At 37.6% G+C, this 15740-nt stretch carries 14 protein-coding genes; 9 read left to right on the forward strand and 5 right to left on the reverse strand.

Going from position 1 to position 15740, the window contains the following annotated elements:
- From hda to AS4_RS07070, 6 genes are all read left to right on the forward strand, one after another.
- On the forward strand, nt 1–708 hold the full coding sequence (gene hda, locus AS4_RS07045; protein WP_004721759.1) for a DnaA regulatory inactivator Hda: 708 nt from the start codon (nt 1–3) through the stop codon (nt 706–708).
- Nucleotides 709–879: 171 nt separating this feature from the next.
- Entirely contained in the window at nt 880–2691 is a 1812-nt protein-coding gene (gene rbtA / locus AS4_RS07050; RefSeq protein WP_096733663.1) for a rhombotarget A, read from the forward strand.
- Nucleotides 2692–2701: 10 nt separating this feature from the next.
- The gene (locus AS4_RS07055; protein ID WP_096733664.1) at nt 2702–5164 is read left to right on the forward strand and encodes a CSLREA domain-containing protein; all 2463 of its coding nucleotides are present in this window, start codon (nt 2702–2704) and stop codon (nt 5162–5164) included.
- Nucleotides 5165–5371: 207 nt separating this feature from the next.
- Nucleotides 5372–6154, forward strand: a complete 783-nt coding sequence (locus AS4_RS07060) for a hypothetical protein (RefSeq protein ID WP_004820275.1) — start codon at nt 5372–5374, stop codon at nt 6152–6154.
- 9 nt (nt 6155–6163) lie between these two features.
- Complete coding sequence (locus tag AS4_RS07065) at nt 6164–7288, forward strand: toxic anion resistance protein (RefSeq protein WP_004820278.1); 1125 nt, start codon at nt 6164–6166, stop codon at nt 7286–7288.
- A 45-nt stretch (nt 7289–7333) separates the two neighbouring features.
- A complete protein-coding gene (locus AS4_RS07070) occupies nt 7334–8251 on the forward strand; it encodes a hypothetical protein (RefSeq protein ID WP_167468936.1) in 918 nt (305 codons plus the stop codon).
- A 103-nt stretch (nt 8252–8354) separates the two neighbouring features.
- On the opposite strand, the gene AS4_RS07075 is transcribed toward AS4_RS07070, so the two are convergent.
- Nucleotides 8355–8975 carry a DsbA family oxidoreductase gene (locus AS4_RS07075; RefSeq protein WP_004721747.1) on the reverse strand — a complete coding sequence of 207 codons (621 nt, stop codon included), beginning with the start codon at nt 8973–8975 and terminating at the stop codon, nt 8355–8357.
- 408 nt (nt 8976–9383) lie between these two features.
- Between AS4_RS07075 and ahpF the strand changes: the two genes are divergently transcribed.
- Nucleotides 9384–10949 carry an alkyl hydroperoxide reductase subunit F gene (gene ahpF, locus AS4_RS07080; RefSeq protein ID WP_096733666.1) on the forward strand — a complete coding sequence of 522 codons (1566 nt, stop codon included), beginning with the start codon at nt 9384–9386 and terminating at the stop codon, nt 10947–10949.
- Between the two features lie 177 nt (nt 10950–11126).
- On the opposite strand, the gene AS4_RS07085 is transcribed toward ahpF, so the two are convergent.
- On the reverse strand, nt 11127–11783 hold the full coding sequence (locus AS4_RS07085; protein ID WP_096733667.1) for an FMN-dependent NADH-azoreductase: 657 nt from the start codon (nt 11781–11783) through the stop codon (nt 11127–11129).
- 123 nt (nt 11784–11906) lie between these two features.
- On the opposite strand from AS4_RS07085, the gene AS4_RS07090 reads away from it, so the two are divergent.
- The gene (locus AS4_RS07090) at nt 11907–12794 is read left to right on the forward strand and encodes a LysR substrate-binding domain-containing protein (RefSeq protein ID WP_171478419.1); all 888 of its coding nucleotides are present in this window, start codon (nt 11907–11909) and stop codon (nt 12792–12794) included.
- Between the two features lie 267 nt (nt 12795–13061).
- Here the strand turns inward: AS4_RS07090 and AS4_RS07095 are convergent, their stop codons facing one another.
- From AS4_RS07095 to arsC, 3 genes are all read right to left on the reverse strand, one after another.
- Nucleotides 13062–13313, reverse strand: a complete 252-nt coding sequence (locus AS4_RS07095) for a YfhL family 4Fe-4S dicluster ferredoxin (RefSeq protein ID WP_004721738.1) — start codon at nt 13311–13313, stop codon at nt 13062–13064.
- A 9-nt stretch (nt 13314–13322) separates the two neighbouring features.
- Nucleotides 13323–14723, reverse strand: a complete 1401-nt coding sequence (gene trhP / locus AS4_RS07100; RefSeq protein WP_096733668.1) for a prephenate-dependent tRNA uridine(34) hydroxylase TrhP — start codon at nt 14721–14723, stop codon at nt 13323–13325.
- Nucleotides 14724–14888: 165 nt separating this feature from the next.
- On the reverse strand, nt 14889–15317 hold the full coding sequence (gene arsC, locus AS4_RS07105; protein ID WP_096733669.1) for an arsenate reductase (glutaredoxin): 429 nt from the start codon (nt 15315–15317) through the stop codon (nt 14889–14891).
- 98 nt (nt 15318–15415) lie between these two features.
- Here arsC and AS4_RS07110 point away from each other — a divergent pair, with 98 nt between their 5' ends.
- Nucleotides 15416–15739: an ArsR/SmtB family transcription factor gene (locus AS4_RS07110; protein ID WP_096733670.1), complete on the forward strand. Its 324-nt coding sequence runs from the start codon at nt 15416–15418 to the stop codon at nt 15737–15739.
- Nucleotide 15740 lies beyond the last annotated feature (1 nt).

Genomic DNA, 15740 nt, shown 5'->3' on the forward strand with positions numbered 1-15740 from the left:
ATGCGTCAATTACAGTTGGATATAGAACCACAACTGGATGCCAGAATTAGTGATTTTTCTGGGCCAGGTTGGGGACCTGTAATTGATGCTGTGCGTCAGCTTCATGCAGGGCTGATGAATCGTTTCTACATCTATGGTGGTGCTGGAACTGGAAAAAGTCATTTACTCACGGCGATTTGCGATTCTTATTTAGAGATTGGCAAATCTGCGATTAAAGTATCGCTGTTAGAATTACTTGATGCGCCCATCGAGGCAATTACCTCATTAGAAAGCTATGATTTGGTTGCCTTGGATGATATCGAGGCTATTAGTGGTGTACCACATTGGCAAAAAGCGGTATTTCATCTGATTAATAACAATAACGAAGATGGCGGACAGTTGGTGTTTTCATCACGATTTGCGCCGATAGAATTAAAGCTAGAATTACCAGACCTACAATCTCGCCTTACTCAGGCAGTCAGTGTAAAAGTACCGAGTGGACAGTCCTATGCAGATCGACATGCTTTATTGCATTCTGTGTTGGAACGTCGGGGTGTACATTTTGACCCACAAATAACGGAATATTTGCTATTACATGGGCCACATCAAACGAGTACACTACTTCAGTCTGTTGAACAGCTAGAAAAGTTATTAAAGGGTGAGAAGACTAAATTATCTCATGCAACTTTAAGACAGCTCTATGCATTGATTGATGAATATCGACAATAGTTGATTTTTACTATTGTTGAGTGCGCGTAACACAAGAAGTGAAGTCAATAGATCGGCCGATGAAAATTCTTGAGAATTTTTATTGTGTGTGACAAAGTACGCAAAAAGGACTGATAGCAAAGCGTAATGCTGGCTAATAAGAAATAATTAAAAGAAATCAAGGAGACTATAATGCTCAAACGGGGCATAGGCTTAGGATTATTATGTATTACTGGTCAGGCATTTAGTGCAAATATTACTGTGACTACCACAGACGATATTGTAAAAGCTGATAATCAGTGTTCATTAAGAGAAGCAGTTGAATACGTCAATCAGGGAATGCCTGAAGCTGGCTATAATGGTTGTGGTGGCGGCAAAGAGGTGACTGCAAAAATTATATTACAAGGCAATAAAGAGTATTCACTGAATAAGCAAATCCGAATATTAAAGGATGTCGCATTTGGTTCGACCTATGAAAGTAACGTAAATAATACACAAACGCTTGTAGGTAAAAACAATGCCATTATTAAAATGGTTGGAAAAGAACGTTTATTTCAGATCGAAAAAGATATAGATGAGAAAGCAGAGACACCACCTGCAATGCTGAAAGTTTCATTTGATGAAATTACCCTGAAAGGCTGTGGCCAAGATGTATGTGCTAAGCAAGGCGGCCTGATCTATAACAAAGAAGCATTGGGGATAAGTAATAGCCAGCTTTTAGATGGCCATGCTGAAGAAGGTGGTGCAATCTATAATGCAGGTATTTATGCTGCGAATACCGCATTAAGTATCGTTGCTATTAACAAGACCTTAATCAAAGGCAATAAAGCAGAAAAAGGTGGTGTAATTTATACTGAATTACCTGCATTTGTTATCACACAATCATTGATTCGAGATAATGAAGTTACTGATGCTACAAGTTCAAACTTTGAAACACAAAATCAATTTTCTGAAGATGCACTAAAAGCCTTTGGTTCTAATGCGCCCTATGGGATTGAAAATAGTACGATTTTTAACAATAAAGGCTATGTGGTTAAAGTCTACGATGCTATGCAGCTCAATAATATCACCATGATCCTCAATAGCATGGGCCTTATTGTAGACGCCCCTCAAAAGAAAGGTTTTGTCGCAAATAGTATTATTGCCAAAAATGGTACACAAGATTGTACGATTGTAGCTGGCGGTGAAGCAGAGCAGATCAAAAATAACCTCTATTCTTCAGGATGTAATGGTCTTAAAGCGACAGCTTTGGGCAATATACAACTGATTGCTGGAAGTACCACAGAAGGCAAGTGTGACTATAGTAGCAATGGGATTTTATGCCCATTTACTGAGGCACCGAGTGTAGCTTTAGGTTATTTTTTACCAAGAATTTTACCGAGTTATAATTCTGCTGAAGATTCTGTGATTATTAACCATGGTCCAGAACCTCAAGATAAAATAACAGCTTGTTCGACTCTTGACCAGCGAAGTAAACAGAGAAATTCCAATTCAGAATTATGTGATCGTGGTGCGATTGAACTGGTGATTGATCTTGGAAACATTTCGACCGTAGGGCAAGATATTTTATATGGTGAAACAGCTAAATTTTCAATCTCTGATCAATTACAAGATGGTGAACTTGTTAGTGCTGAAAAGTGTAAACAAATTTTTAATCGCGAATTGGATGACAATGGTAAGCCTTGGCAAATAGGTTGTTTAAAGATTATTCAAACCAATACGCCATCTAAAGGCACCATGACGATAAATCAGGCAGGTGATATTGTGTATACACCGAACGGTCAATGGCAAGGTTCAGATGAATTTAAAATTAATGTGGTGACATCGACCACAAGTTTTAATAAATCGGATAATCCTTATATTACGATTCCTGCACGAATTGTACAAAGAAAGCCAGATGATTTTAAAAACTATAAAGTAAAGACCTCTGGTGGAAGTTTAGGATTTCTTTCAATCATTGGACTGATTGGTTTAGCTGGCTATCGACGGATCAAGCATAAGTAAAGGATTGCACATGAAAAATTATAAAAAAGGATTTCTGACACTTGTTGTATTGTCGACCATGTCTTTGATGGCGGCAGAAGATAAAACGATTTATGTAACCACCTTTGATGATGAGGATGGGACAAATCCTGACAAGTGTTCATTAAGAGAAGCGTTACACGCCGCCGCAACACATAAAGCTTATGGTGGCTGTAGTGCAGGACAGGTTTATTCAACAGTACCCAATGTGATTCAGTTGGAAGCAGGTGAATATAAGCTGACTAAAGAATTAAGACCCAACTCAGATGTTTCTATCATTGGTAAAGAGCCAGGTGATTATAGTCGCCCAGATGTATTGACCAATAATTTCCCTGCTGCAACCCCAATAAGAACCACAATTTCAGGTCAAGGTAACTCACGTATTTTCAATACCATTTATGAAAATAAGCCGAGTCTAACGCTGAATGATGTAATTTTAAAAAATGGCTCGAGTTTAAATGACAGCAATAATAATGTGGGTGGAGCAATTTATGCTGGCGGTGCACTCACCTTAAATAATGTAAATATTATAGATTCCAATGCGAAAGCAGGTGGGGCAATTTATTTAAATGATGTTTCAAGTTCTCTGACCATAAATTATGGTGTATTTCAGGCTAATAAAGCTGAACAGGGCAGTGTACTTGGAATGACCTGTGCTGATAATTTAGAGTTTACCAAACGTAATATCGCCGTGAGTGGGGTAACATTTATTGGTAATGGTGCTGCAGATAGTTTAAGCATGCTTAATTTTTGTGGGCAACCTACAGTGACCTTTACTGCAAATACGATTACTGACAATATCGCAAGTGCAAGTCAAGGTCGTATCATTCAATTTAGCCAATTGACACCACAAGGAAAGGTTAACTTTAGTGATATTTCTTCTTTATCACTAATCAGTAATACCATTGTCAATAATAATGCTTGGGCAACATTATTGTATGGTTACAATGGTATAAAAGCATTAAGTAATAATATTTTGGCTTACAATACTGGAAAATCTTGCCGTTATGCAAATGGTGATGTGAGTAAAGTTGAAGGTTCAGGTGTAGTGCTTACATACAATGCTTTAAAATTGGCTGCTGGTGATGATCAATGTGAGGTTGCAGAGGAAGTAAGGAAAGAGGATAAAGATCATACATTTGATGTGAGTAATATTGCATTTACGACTATTTTAAATAAGATAGAACCGCCGAGTGAGTCTACAGGCTTTATGCCGATGTATTTTCCTAAAAATTTAGGCACAGACAAAGACTTGGTTGATATTGGTTATACGGGCTGTAGTGGCGTTGATCAGCGTGGTGTTACACGCGTGATTGCGGAGAACTCAAATGGTCCCAATGATGTGGCAAACTCATGTGATATTGGCTCGACAGAGGTTTTACGTCTCACTGCCAATAACCTGAGTGCAAGTAATACTTCGGTTGTTGTGGCACTTAATTCTTATCAAAACATATTGGATAATTATAATAAGTTGATTGCAGATCCAGCGACCAAACAAGAATATATTCCTTTTTATAAAATTCAATCAGAGTTGTATAGTAATTTAATCAAATACACCAAATCAGACCAGAAATATCGCACGATCTTTGTTGATCCTTTTGTAGCCAATTTGCCTGCGGAAATTATAACCAAAGACGCTACTGGTAATGATGTGCGAGTGGTAAAACATTTAAGTGCAGACAATTATAATGTGATTGTAGAACCACTTGGTGTCGGCGTATTAAATGATAAGAAACAATTTGTAGGTAAAAAAGAGCCAAAATTCGATTGTGTATGGAATAAAGACTTAAAGAGAATTATGTTATGGCGTATAGATGACAATGTTACACCATCAGGTGACAATGAATTCTGTAGCTATAAACTAGAGTTAAAGACAGATCCAAGCATTAGCTCTTCAGCCTATGTGATTGGAAGCTTTACCAATATTGCACCTATTGCTAAAGATGCAACATTTAATATTGAACAAGGCTCAACCAAAGCGATTGATGTAGATCTACTGCAATATGCAAATGATGATGGTGATGGTAATGCTGCTGCATTAACAGAGAAGCCGAATAAACCAAAATTTTATGTCAATACAGATGGGGTTGAATTGCCAATTCGAATTGGTAAAAACCTCGATCCTGTGGTCATTACCGCGGATCGTAGTGGGCCTTGTCCTGGTAGCGACAATAAATATACTTGCTATGGTGGCAAAATCCATATCCAACTCAGAAATACACTTGATCCATTTAGTTATAAATTTACCTACTATGTGTATGATGCGGATGGGAAAATTTCTACTCCTGAAAATAGTAGTGTTGAAGCGGCTACTGTTACTTTGAAAAACTCAGGTACTGCGCCAGGAAGCCCACGGGTCAGTGGCGGTGGTTCATTGGGTTGGTTGAGTCTTCTTGGGCTGTTAGGGCTGACAGGTTATCGTCGTTATCAAGCGAATAGACAGTCAAAGCAATAACAGGAAACTCAATATACCTAAAATAATCGTTTTAACGCATTGTGTTATAGCAAAAAGCCAGTTTTTAGAAACTGGCTTTTTGCTATCTGTATGTTTTTTGCTATTTGTATGGGCTTTCTTCCTAATTTGTATTATAAGTTTTAAATAGAAAGGGTTTGTTGACTGATTTCCCTTAAATCATTGAAAAGTTATTCATTTTGAACTGATATGAAGCAATTTACTGTACTTACACCGCTTGAACAGATCTCATGTAGTTCTGATGAATTACTTTCGATTAAAAGAAATGATTTGGTTCCATTACTCGACAATCAAACACGACTGAATTTGTATGCCGATCAGTTGATTCAAGCACAATCGGTACTGTTAAAAGCCATTGATCCAAGTTTGACGCAAAAGCTGAGTCAAATTATTGCACAAATTATTCAGCAATTATCTGCATCCAAGAAAAAGCTAAATCAACGTAAATTCAATGCGATACAAAAATGGTTAGGCTTGGATTTGGAGTTTAGTGTTGGACAAGTCAAATATTTAAATGATTTAGAAAGTTTAATTGATGAAGCCAAACATTTGAGTCAAAGATTACAAATCGAAATTCAAAAGTCGGAAGCAAGATTCCAGCAAGCCAATGGCTTAAGAGAGCAAATGGCGAAATATATTCGTGCAGCGCAGGAATTTTTACATGAATATCCTGCTTTTGTACAACATCGTCATCCCTTGGATAATTTTGCAGATCGGCTGTCTAAGAAGGTCAATACGCTACAAACGCTACAAGCCAGTAATGATATTGCGTTAGCACAAATGCAGCTAACACAACAACTTTCATTGAGCTTGCTTGATCGCTTTAATGAAGCTCAACATGTGCTGATTCCTGCATGGCAATATCATGTCAAACAGAGTAGTGCGCAGAATTCTTTTACAACGACTGAAGAATTGGATAAAAGTCGTGATAAATTAATTCAATCATTAAAGAAATCATTAGAAAATAAATAGGATAGAAGTATGAGTGATTCGAATCATCAAGCATTAACTGAACAATCCAATACGCCGTTGGAATTACAAAAGTTTGAACAATTGAATTTGAAAGAAATAGGTTTAAACACCGAAGATTTTAATGAGGTTGTTAATGCGCATAAAGACCTAGCCAATATTAATCATGCATCCGTAGCTGAATATGGTAAAAATATTGCGACCAAAACATCCTCATATACAGATGAATTACTCAACTTGGTCAAAAATAAAGACTTAGATGTGACTGGGCAAAAATTAAATGAAGTTGTGCAAGTTGCTCAGCAATTGAATACATCCAGCATTTTGAATCAATCAAAAAATTCAGGATTTATTGGAAGCATACTCAGTAAGTTTAAAGGTGCTAAGCAAAGTTTCGATCAACATTTTAATACCACCAAAGAGCAAATAGATTCATTGGTCAAGGAAATTGAAACATCACAAACAGGTTTAAAAGCGCGGGTAGATACATTAGATCGTATGTTTAATGGGGTTCAAGAGGAATATCGACAGTTGGGTATTTATATTGCCGCAGGTCGAATCAAGCAAGTTGAAGTGCAGCAAGAAATTGCCACTTTATCTCAGCAAGAGCAAGATCCTAAAACCAATCAGCGTGTTTATGACCTTAACCATTTAGCCAACAATTTAGAAAAGCGGGTCAGTGATTTACAAGTCTTGCAACAATCTGCAATGCAAACCTTACCGATGATTCGTATTATTCAATCCAATAATATGATGTTGGTCGATAAATTTTATGCGATTAAAAATATTACGTTACCTGCATGGAAAAACCAGATCAGCTTGGCGATTTCTTTAAATGAGCAACGTAATAGTGTACAACTTGCCAACACGATTGATGATGCAACCAATGAGCTATTAAAACGCAATGCAGATTTACTTCATCAAAATTCTGTGGATACTGCCAAAGCCAATCAACGTTCAGTGATTGATATTGAAACGCTTGAACATGTTCAAAATACCCTGATTAAAACTGTAAATGATGTCATTCAAATTCAGAAAGAGGGCATGCAAAAACGTGAAGAGGCTTCGACTCGGATTAAAGCGCTTCAATCGAATTTGCAACAGTTGGTATTAGATACCAGTACACATCAATCCTAAGCCAAAGCTTAAATCTTGGCACAATCTCATCTAAAGGTGTAAAGGTTGACTGAAAAAACTCAATATCCTGTAGATATTCAACAGATCGAACATGGATTAAAAATACTTCAGCATCGAAAGCGGAATTTGATGGTTTCGGCTGTGGTTTTATCCTCTGTGGGTATCGCAAGTTTAGTTTCTGTTTTTTTTCAACAGGAATTGGTTTTTAACTTGTTTGGTGTGGCACAACAGGTTCATCAATTGCACTTGCCATATATTCTAGATCAGCAGTTAAGAGAATATATCCATCAACCAGACTACCTCATGAATGCATTGTCATGGTTGGGTTGGTTGATCTTAAAATTAATAGTGTCTTTTATTGGCGCGTTTATTATTGTGGGTGTATTAAAAAAAGTTCGCTTTTTTAAAGTCCGCTTTCAATCTTTTATCCTTAAATTTGTAGCATGGCTGTTATCCTTGATTGTACTCTGGTCTGGTCTGACTTATGTGCAATATGATCTGAAAGATGATGAAGACAAAGAGTTAAAATCATTTATAAAATATGATCAAAACATTCAGCAAAGCGCTATTTATCAATATCTGCAAAGATCGGATGCGCCTGAAACAGTACAAAGCTATTTATTGGCACAAACCGCGTTGATGCATAAACCAGTTGATAAGGTCGTGGCTACGGTTTATGCAGAAAAATTGATTAAAGCGGAGCAATCTGATTCGCGCTTTTTAGAATACGGCTTTAAACCTGAGCAATTATGGACAATTCAACATCAGGTATTTAATCGAGCGCTTTCCCCGATTGCGCAAGGGGTTGAAGCGCAAGTGAGTCGTGCAAGCTTTTGGTCGAACATTGTTGAAAAGGTTTTATGGGGAATTTCAGCACTCAGTTTATTTTTTAGCTTGATGATTTATTGGGTGGCAAGTCGAATTGCCAAACGTTTACACCGAATTGGTCATCGTATCGGTTAGTGCAATACTTCAAAGCTTATACTTTGTAAAAATCCTGATAAAAAAGCACTTTTGCGATGAGCAAAAGTGCTTTTTTATTGCTGTAAAATTAAATCTCGTTGTCCTAAGCGACATCTTTCGCTCGGTTGGTAATCAGGTCTTTGAGTTCTAAGGTATCAAAGGTTTTATCCCAAATTTCACCATCCACAATATAGTAAGGCGTAGGATGTTTACCGAAACCTTGTACATAATGAGTAATCTCAGTTTGTTTGTCTGCGATTTCCTTATGTTGAATAGAACGTAGAACTTTCGTACCATCCAAGCCCATACCTTCAATGATTTGTTTCAGCACTTCAGGGTTGGCAATGTCTTTACCATGGGCAAATATGGCATGGAATAAAGCCTGCGTTAACGCGAATTGGTCAAAGATATTATCTAAAGCCAATATCGCCTGATGGGCTAAACGGCTATTGGGCATACGCTTCATATGCTCAATATCCACGGTTAAATCTTGACTATAAGCCGCAAATTTTGCCATATCAAGTTTACGATTGGCTTCTTTGGTTCCATATCTTTCAGTCAGGTATTGATAAACATCTAAGCCTTGTTCTGGAATTTCTGGTAAAACTTGCACAGGTAATAATTCGATTTTTTTCGCCATGGGTTGATTCCAATGTTGTTTGAGTTTTTCAAACGCCACATAACTCATTGGATAGACGATATCGAATACGAACTCTATTTTCATTGTTTTACCTCTTCACTTATTTATACAGGAATTGTGAATAAGTACACCTTGTTGTACTTAATTGGAGAAACCACAACATAAATTTAGCTTAAAACTTTGTGGCTTGGCTGCGCATGATTTTTTGTAGAGAGATGGTCGAAGAAATATTATTTTTGTTGAAAATTAATCTAATTTTAAGTTTCGAGGAAGTCGGGAGGATGGCTATTGATTTTCTAGCCAATGCCCATATATATACCAGCATTAAAGAGTTTGAATTTGAGAATGGGGGATATGCTGATGAGAACGTGGCTGATTTTTATTAAACTAAAAAACCGATTGATTTAATAAAAACAAACTGTTTTATCTATTTTTTAAATAGACGTAATATACATTCAACGAAAGAAATTTACTCCCTTGGAGATTGTTAGCATGTTAGATACAAATACTTCTGCTCAATTAAAAACATTGTTAGAGCGTCTTGAGAGCCCAATTGAAATTGTTGCTTCTTTAAATGGTTCTGATAAGTCAGATAAAATTAAAGAATTGGTGACTGAAATTGCTGCGCTGTCAGATCAAGTGACTGCACGTTTCGATGGTCAGAATGATCGTAAACCGAGCTTTGGTATTGCAAAAGTAGGTGAACAACCTCGTGTATTCTTTGCTGGTTTACCGATGGGTCATGAGTTTACCTCGTTAATTTTAGCTTTATTACAAGTTTCAGGTTATGCGCCAAAAGTTTCTGATGAAATCTTGGCTCAAGTTAAAGGTTTAAACCTGACTGCAAATTTTGATGTATTTGTTTCTTTAAGCTGTCACAACTGCCCAGATGTTGTTCAAGCACTTAACTTGATTGCAATTAATAATCCTGGCACTACAGCGACCATGATCGATGGTGCATTCTTCCAAGATGAAGTTGAAGAGCGCAAAATCTTGGCTGTACCTATGGTTTTCCAAAATGGCGAACATATTGGTCAAGGTCGTATGACTTTGGAAGAAATCGTTGCGAAATTGGACAGCGGTGCTGCGGCTAAAGATGCTGAAAAGCTGAATGCTAAAGACGCGTTTGATGTATTGGTGATTGGTGGTGGGCCTGCTGGTGCAACATCTGCGGTATATGCTGCACGTAAAGGGATTCGCACAGGTATTGTTTCTGAGCGCTTTGGTGGTCAGGTCATGGACACCATGGATATTGAAAACTTTATCTCAGTACAAAAAACACAAGGTCCTAAGTTTGGTTCAGATATGGAAGCGCATGTACGTGAGTACGGTGTGGACATTATGAACTTACAAAAAGTGAAAAACATTGTTGGTGCGGATCAAACAACTCATGGTTTAGTTGAAGTTGAACTGGAAAATGGTGCAAAACTTGAATCAAAAACGGTCATCTTATCTACAGGTGCACGTTGGAGAGAGATGAATGTACCAGGTGAGAAAGAGTACAAAACACGTGGTGTTGCGTATTGCCCACACTGTGATGGTCCATTATTTAAAGGCAAAAAGGTTGCCGTGATTGGTGGGGGTAACTCAGGTGTAGAGGCCGCAATTGATCTTGCAGGTATTGTTGAACATGTCACATTGATCGAGTTTGATACTCAACTTCGTGCTGACCAAGTGCTTCAAGATAAATTGAATAGTTTGCCAAATACCACGGTGATTTTGAATGCACTCTCTACAGAAGTGATTGGTGATGGTTCGATTGTGACAGGGTTGAAGTATAAAGACCGTGCAACAGACGAACTACATACCATTGAACTTGCGGGAATCTTTGTACAAATTGGTTTATTACCAAACACAGATTTCTTAAAAGCAACTGCTGTAGAGCTTTCAAACCGTAATGAAATTGTGGTAAATGATCGTAATGAAACCAATGTAAAAGGTGTATTTGCTGCGGGTGACTGTACAACAGTGCCTTATAAACAAATCATCATTGCGGCTGGTGAGGGTGCAAAAGCCTCTTTATCTGCATTCGATTACATCATTCGTTCAGGTCAATAATCTTTCAATGATTGCACGTTGACAAGCAAGCCAAAGTGCCGTTATGAGCACTTTGGCTTGTCTTAACATTTATCTCATGTTTTACCCTTGATAGGAATTGAGTTGCTAACAGCTCAATTCCTTTTTTTGTGTTGGAGATTGAATACTATTGAATAGAGCTTGCGAAAATAAGCTTTGTTAATGTTGCAAATCTTGAACAAGTGCAATGGTTTTTTGTTCTGCAGCTTGGATCGATTGTGCTAACAACTCGCCACCAAATTCCTGATACTCAATTGCAATTTCATGAAATTTTTCGATACCAATAAAATTGAATGCTGTTTTTATTGCGGGTTCAGCATGATTGGGAAATGGCGCATCAGCTGAATCAAAGTCATGTCCACCACGGGCAGAAAGGATAATCATGGTTTTTTGATGATCTAACAGCCCTGAGTACGGTTGCTCTTTGCTAAGATCAAATGAGTAGGTTTTATTCATTCTCACGATGTGATCAATATAGGCTTTTAAATGTGCAGGTGGGCCAAAGTTATACATCGGTACGCCAAGCACAATAATATCTGCCCAATGTAATTCTTCGATAAACTCATTGCTCAGTTGTAGGCGTTGTTGTGCCTTTTCTTCAGATTCTGCATAGCCAAATTCAGAAATGATCCACTCTTCATCAATATAAGGTGGTGGGTTTTGACCTAAATCACGATGTTTAACTTGTACAGATGAATCAATTTCATTCCATTGATCAATAAATAATGCGGTTAAGCGTCGGCTTAAAGAACCATGTGGGTGTGTACCTGAAATACCTGTTCTTAAACTAGTATCTATTTTAAGTATATTTGCCATGATCATTACTCAATTTGTTGTTTGTTCAAATTGATTTTTATAGAATATGGAAAAAACAACAAACGATAAAAATACATGTTATAACTGAATCTAATTCATTTATATTTTATATGGTGATCTTCGGTGGTTTTGCATAATTCCTTGGAGCAATTGTTGGCCTTTCAGCATGTCGCTGAACAACTCAGCTTTAAAAAAGCAGCAGACCAATTGTTTTTAACACCTACCGCCTTAAGCCATCGTATCAAGAAGCTGGAACAGCAATTGAATATACAGTTATTCGAACGGCGTACACGCTCGATTAGCCTAACGCCAGAAGGAGAGTATTTACTTAAGCATGTGCAATCAGGTTTTGGACAGATTCAAACTGCTTTGTTTCAACTTGAGCAAAATAAACAAAGATTATTTACCATAACGACAACACCATCCTTTGCAAGTGAGTGGATTATTCCCTATTTGCCAGAGTTACAAAGTCGCTTTCCCAATATTATGTTTCGGGTACATGCAAGTTATGACCTCGTCAACATGACGTCTGGTCTCTATGATTTGGCCATTCGGTATGGTTCAGGGGGCTATCAAGATGTTGATGCAGAATTATTTGCAGTTGATGAATATGTGGCTGTCGGGCATCCCTCTTTGGATATTGCAACTATGAACTGGACGACTGTGCCATTGATTCACTTTACCTGGGGAGACGAATACTGTCCAAATCGAGTCAATTGGCAGAAATGGTTTGAAAAACAAGGCTTACATATTCAAGCAGGGCAAGCGCAGGTATTTTATACGCAAGAAAGTCATGCAATTCAGGCTGTATTGTCTGGACAGGGTATTGCATTATTAAGCCGCATTTCGATTGCCAATGATTTACAACATGGGCGACTGAAAATTGTATCGCCATGTGTTGAAACGGCATGGAATTACTATTTTTTAACTTTGCCAGATGCTGATTTTATTGTAAATGAAGTCAAACAGTGGTGTAAGGAGAAGTTTTCGCAAAATTTTGCCCATGAATAAAGATCTATGAATTTTTTTCGTCGCTTAGCTTTTTGCTTATATTGCCTATCTTGAAATTAAAATCAAAGGTGATTTTTTAAATAAGAAAAAAGCCAAAGTGTTCCCCAAATACACCTTGGCTTTTCCCTAATGTTGTTGTTTTCCCCTTTTCATGAGCTGTGTTGCCATACAGCTCAGCTCCATTTTCTTTATTGTTATTATTATTTGAACCTATGCGTTAACTAAGCAAAATACGTTCCAAGATTAGAATTGGTGTCGCATTTTGTCTTAACCAAACAAACTTAGATAATGAAAGCGATTTAATAATTGCGCTTTGCTTTCTATATGTTGTGGATTTTGAACAATACATTCAATCGGACAGACATCCACACAGGTTTGATGTTCATAAAATCCGACACATTCAGTACAACGCTGTGTATCAATTTCATAGAACTTTTCGCCCTCAAAAATTGCCTGATTGGGGCATTCTGGTACACACATATCACAATTGATGCACTGGTCTGTAATCATTAAAGCCATTTCGATATCCTAAACTGCTTGGTAAGCCAATGATGATGCTGAAATATCAGCAGTCGAATTTGGTAAGTTTCTAATTAATAAGGCATATTGCATATCAATATCGGCAGGAATTGGAATTTCTACAATATATCCTGAGCCTTTTGCATCTATGATCGGTTGTCTGTTTTTATCTAAAATTTCATGAAGAATAAATGTGATGTTGCCAGATGTGGTCATGAGTTCCATAGAGTCACCCACAACAAAACGATTCTTTACCTCAATCTTGATGTAATCATCGTTGCGTTCAAGCACTTCACCAACAAATTGCTGATGATCAAACTGAGAAGATCCCGTTGCATAGTTTTGATATTCAGCATGGACATGACGGCGTAAGAAACCTTCGGTATAACCTCGATTGGCTAAACCTTCAAGTTGTGACATTAACGCCCGATCAAAGGGTTTTCCTTGTAGCGCATCATCAATCGCTTTGCGATAAATTTGTGCTGTTCTGGCGCAATAAAAGTAAGATTTGGTGCGTCCTTCGATTTTTAAGGAATGGATGCCCATCTTGGTTAGACGGTCTACGTGCTGAACTGCACGTAAGTCTTTAGAGTTCATAAAGTAAGTGCCATGTTGGTCTTCTTCAGCAGCAAACATGTCTTCTTTATGACGTTGTAATAAAACCGGTTCGCCAAATTGATGTTGTTGTATGGCGTGTTGCTCGTCGGCATCTTTATTGTTGCAACAGTCTGATGCTGTCTCCAGTTGTTGGACTGGAATGACATCCCCAGATGCATCTTCTGTTGCTTCGTGAATATTGTATTCCCAGCGACATGCATTGGTGCAAGCGCCTTGATTTGCATCACGTTTATTCATATAGCCTGAAAGTAAGCAACGACCGGAATAAGCCATACAGAGTGCACCGTGTACGAAAACTTCGATTTCCATATCGGGTACATTCTGTTTAATTTCTTCAATTTCCTCGATAGATAACTCACGTGACAAAATGACACGGGTGAGTCCCATATTTTTCCAAAATTTCACGGTTGCCCAATTGACCGCATTTGCCTGTACAGACAGATGAATGGATATTTGTGGGAAGTTTTCTCGAACCAGCATGATCAAGCCAGGATCTGACATGATCAGTGCATCAGGTTGCATGGCGACCACAGGTTCAAGATCACGAATAAAATTTTTTAATTTAGCATTGTGTGGTTGAATATTCACCACCACATAAAATTTTTTGCCTAAGGCATGCGCTTCAGCAATCCCTATTTTTAAATGATCATGATCAAACTCATTATTACGAACTCGCAAGCTATAGCGAGGTTGACCTGCATATACCGCATCGGCACCGTAAGCAAATGCATAACGCATATTCTTCAATGATCCAGCTGGTGATAGGAGTTCAGTAATGTGTGAGATGCTCATATAAATTTAAAAGGCATACTAAAAATATGGTTTTATTGTAAGGGTTTGAAAATAAGATTCAACCTAGTAAAACACTCAGGATTAATTGGATGAATTTTTATTAAAATTATTAATATTCAATATTTTATGTTTAATTAATTGGGGGTTTTGAAAAACCCTAAAAAATTATTTAAGCCTTTTTAATTGCTGATCGATAATAATTTCACCATCTTCTTTACTAAAAGCAGCACGTTGTGGCGCAGATAAGAGATCTAAAACCAATTCAGATGGTCGACATAAACGAACACCCAATTCAGTCATGACAAAGGGGCGGTTGATTAAAATCGGGTATTGCAACATGAAATTAAGCAGCTGATCGTCAGCCCATTCTGTTTGATCTAGTTTTAAGGTTTTATAAACATCAACATTTTTACGTATTGCATCTCGTACCGACAAAGCAGATTGCTGAATCAACTCGATGAGTTGAGCCTTGCTTGGCGGATACTGTAAATACTCGATCACTTCAGGTTCGACACCTGCATTTCGAATGAGTGCAAGGGTATTGCGTGAAGTCCCACAGGCAGGATTATGATAAATCTTAATTTGAGATGACATTGATCGATTCTCTGTTAAAAAGCAATATTGCATTTATATATGGATATACGTATATTCGCAATAGTGAATATGCTAAACCATAAAATTGAGTAATTGCGATGGATCAACCCGATTTCTTTAAGTGCTTATCTGACCCAACTCGTTTGGATATTTTAAAAATTGTGTTGGCACAGGGGAACGTTTGTGTTTGTGAAATCACTGAAGCCTTAAATTTAAGCCAGCCAAAGATTTCTAGACACTTGGCTTTGTTGAGAAATTTGTCCATTTTACTTGATCAACGCAAAGGCCAATGGGTGTATTACCGTTTAAATCCTGAATTACCAGAATGGGCCAATGCTGTATTAAACATAATTGCAGCACAAACTGCGAATTTAGCGATGGGTAATTCAGACTTGATCCAAATCAACAGCTGTTGTGAGTAAG

Source organism: Acinetobacter guillouiae (assembly GCF_002370525.2).
In the GTDB taxonomy this organism is placed as follows: domain Bacteria; phylum Pseudomonadota; class Gammaproteobacteria; order Pseudomonadales; family Moraxellaceae; genus Acinetobacter; species Acinetobacter guillouiae.

Coding starts and splice junctions, on each gene's coding strand:
- hda (WP_004721759.1), top strand. CDS start 1: ATGCGTCAATTACAGTTGGATATAGAACCACAACTGGATGCCAGAATT.
- rbtA (WP_096733663.1), top strand. CDS start 880: ATGCTCAAACGGGGCATAGGCTTAGGATTATTATGTATTACTGGTCAG.
- AS4_RS07055 (WP_096733664.1), top strand. CDS start 2,702: ATGAAAAATTATAAAAAAGGATTTCTGACACTTGTTGTATTGTCGACC.
- AS4_RS07060 (WP_004820275.1), top strand. CDS start 5,372: ATGAAGCAATTTACTGTACTTACACCGCTTGAACAGATCTCATGTAGT.
- AS4_RS07065 (WP_004820278.1), top strand. CDS start 6,164: ATGAGTGATTCGAATCATCAAGCATTAACTGAACAATCCAATACGCCG.
- AS4_RS07075 (WP_004721747.1), bottom strand. CDS start 8,975: ATGAAAATAGAGTTCGTATTCGATATCGTCTATCCAATGAGTTATGTG.
- ahpF (WP_096733666.1), top strand. CDS start 9,384: ATGTTAGATACAAATACTTCTGCTCAATTAAAAACATTGTTAGAGCGT.
- AS4_RS07085 (WP_096733667.1), bottom strand. CDS start 11,783: ATGGCAAATATACTTAAAATAGATACTAGTTTAAGAACAGGTATTTCA.
- AS4_RS07095 (WP_004721738.1), bottom strand. CDS start 13,313: ATGGCTTTAATGATTACAGACCAGTGCATCAATTGTGATATGTGTGTA.
- trhP (WP_096733668.1), bottom strand. CDS start 14,723: ATGAGCATCTCACACATTACTGAACTCCTATCACCAGCTGGATCATTG.
- arsC (WP_096733669.1), bottom strand. CDS start 15,317: ATGTCATCTCAAATTAAGATTTATCATAATCCTGCCTGTGGGACTTCA.
- AS4_RS07110 (WP_096733670.1), top strand. CDS start 15,416: ATGGATCAACCCGATTTCTTTAAGTGCTTATCTGACCCAACTCGTTTG.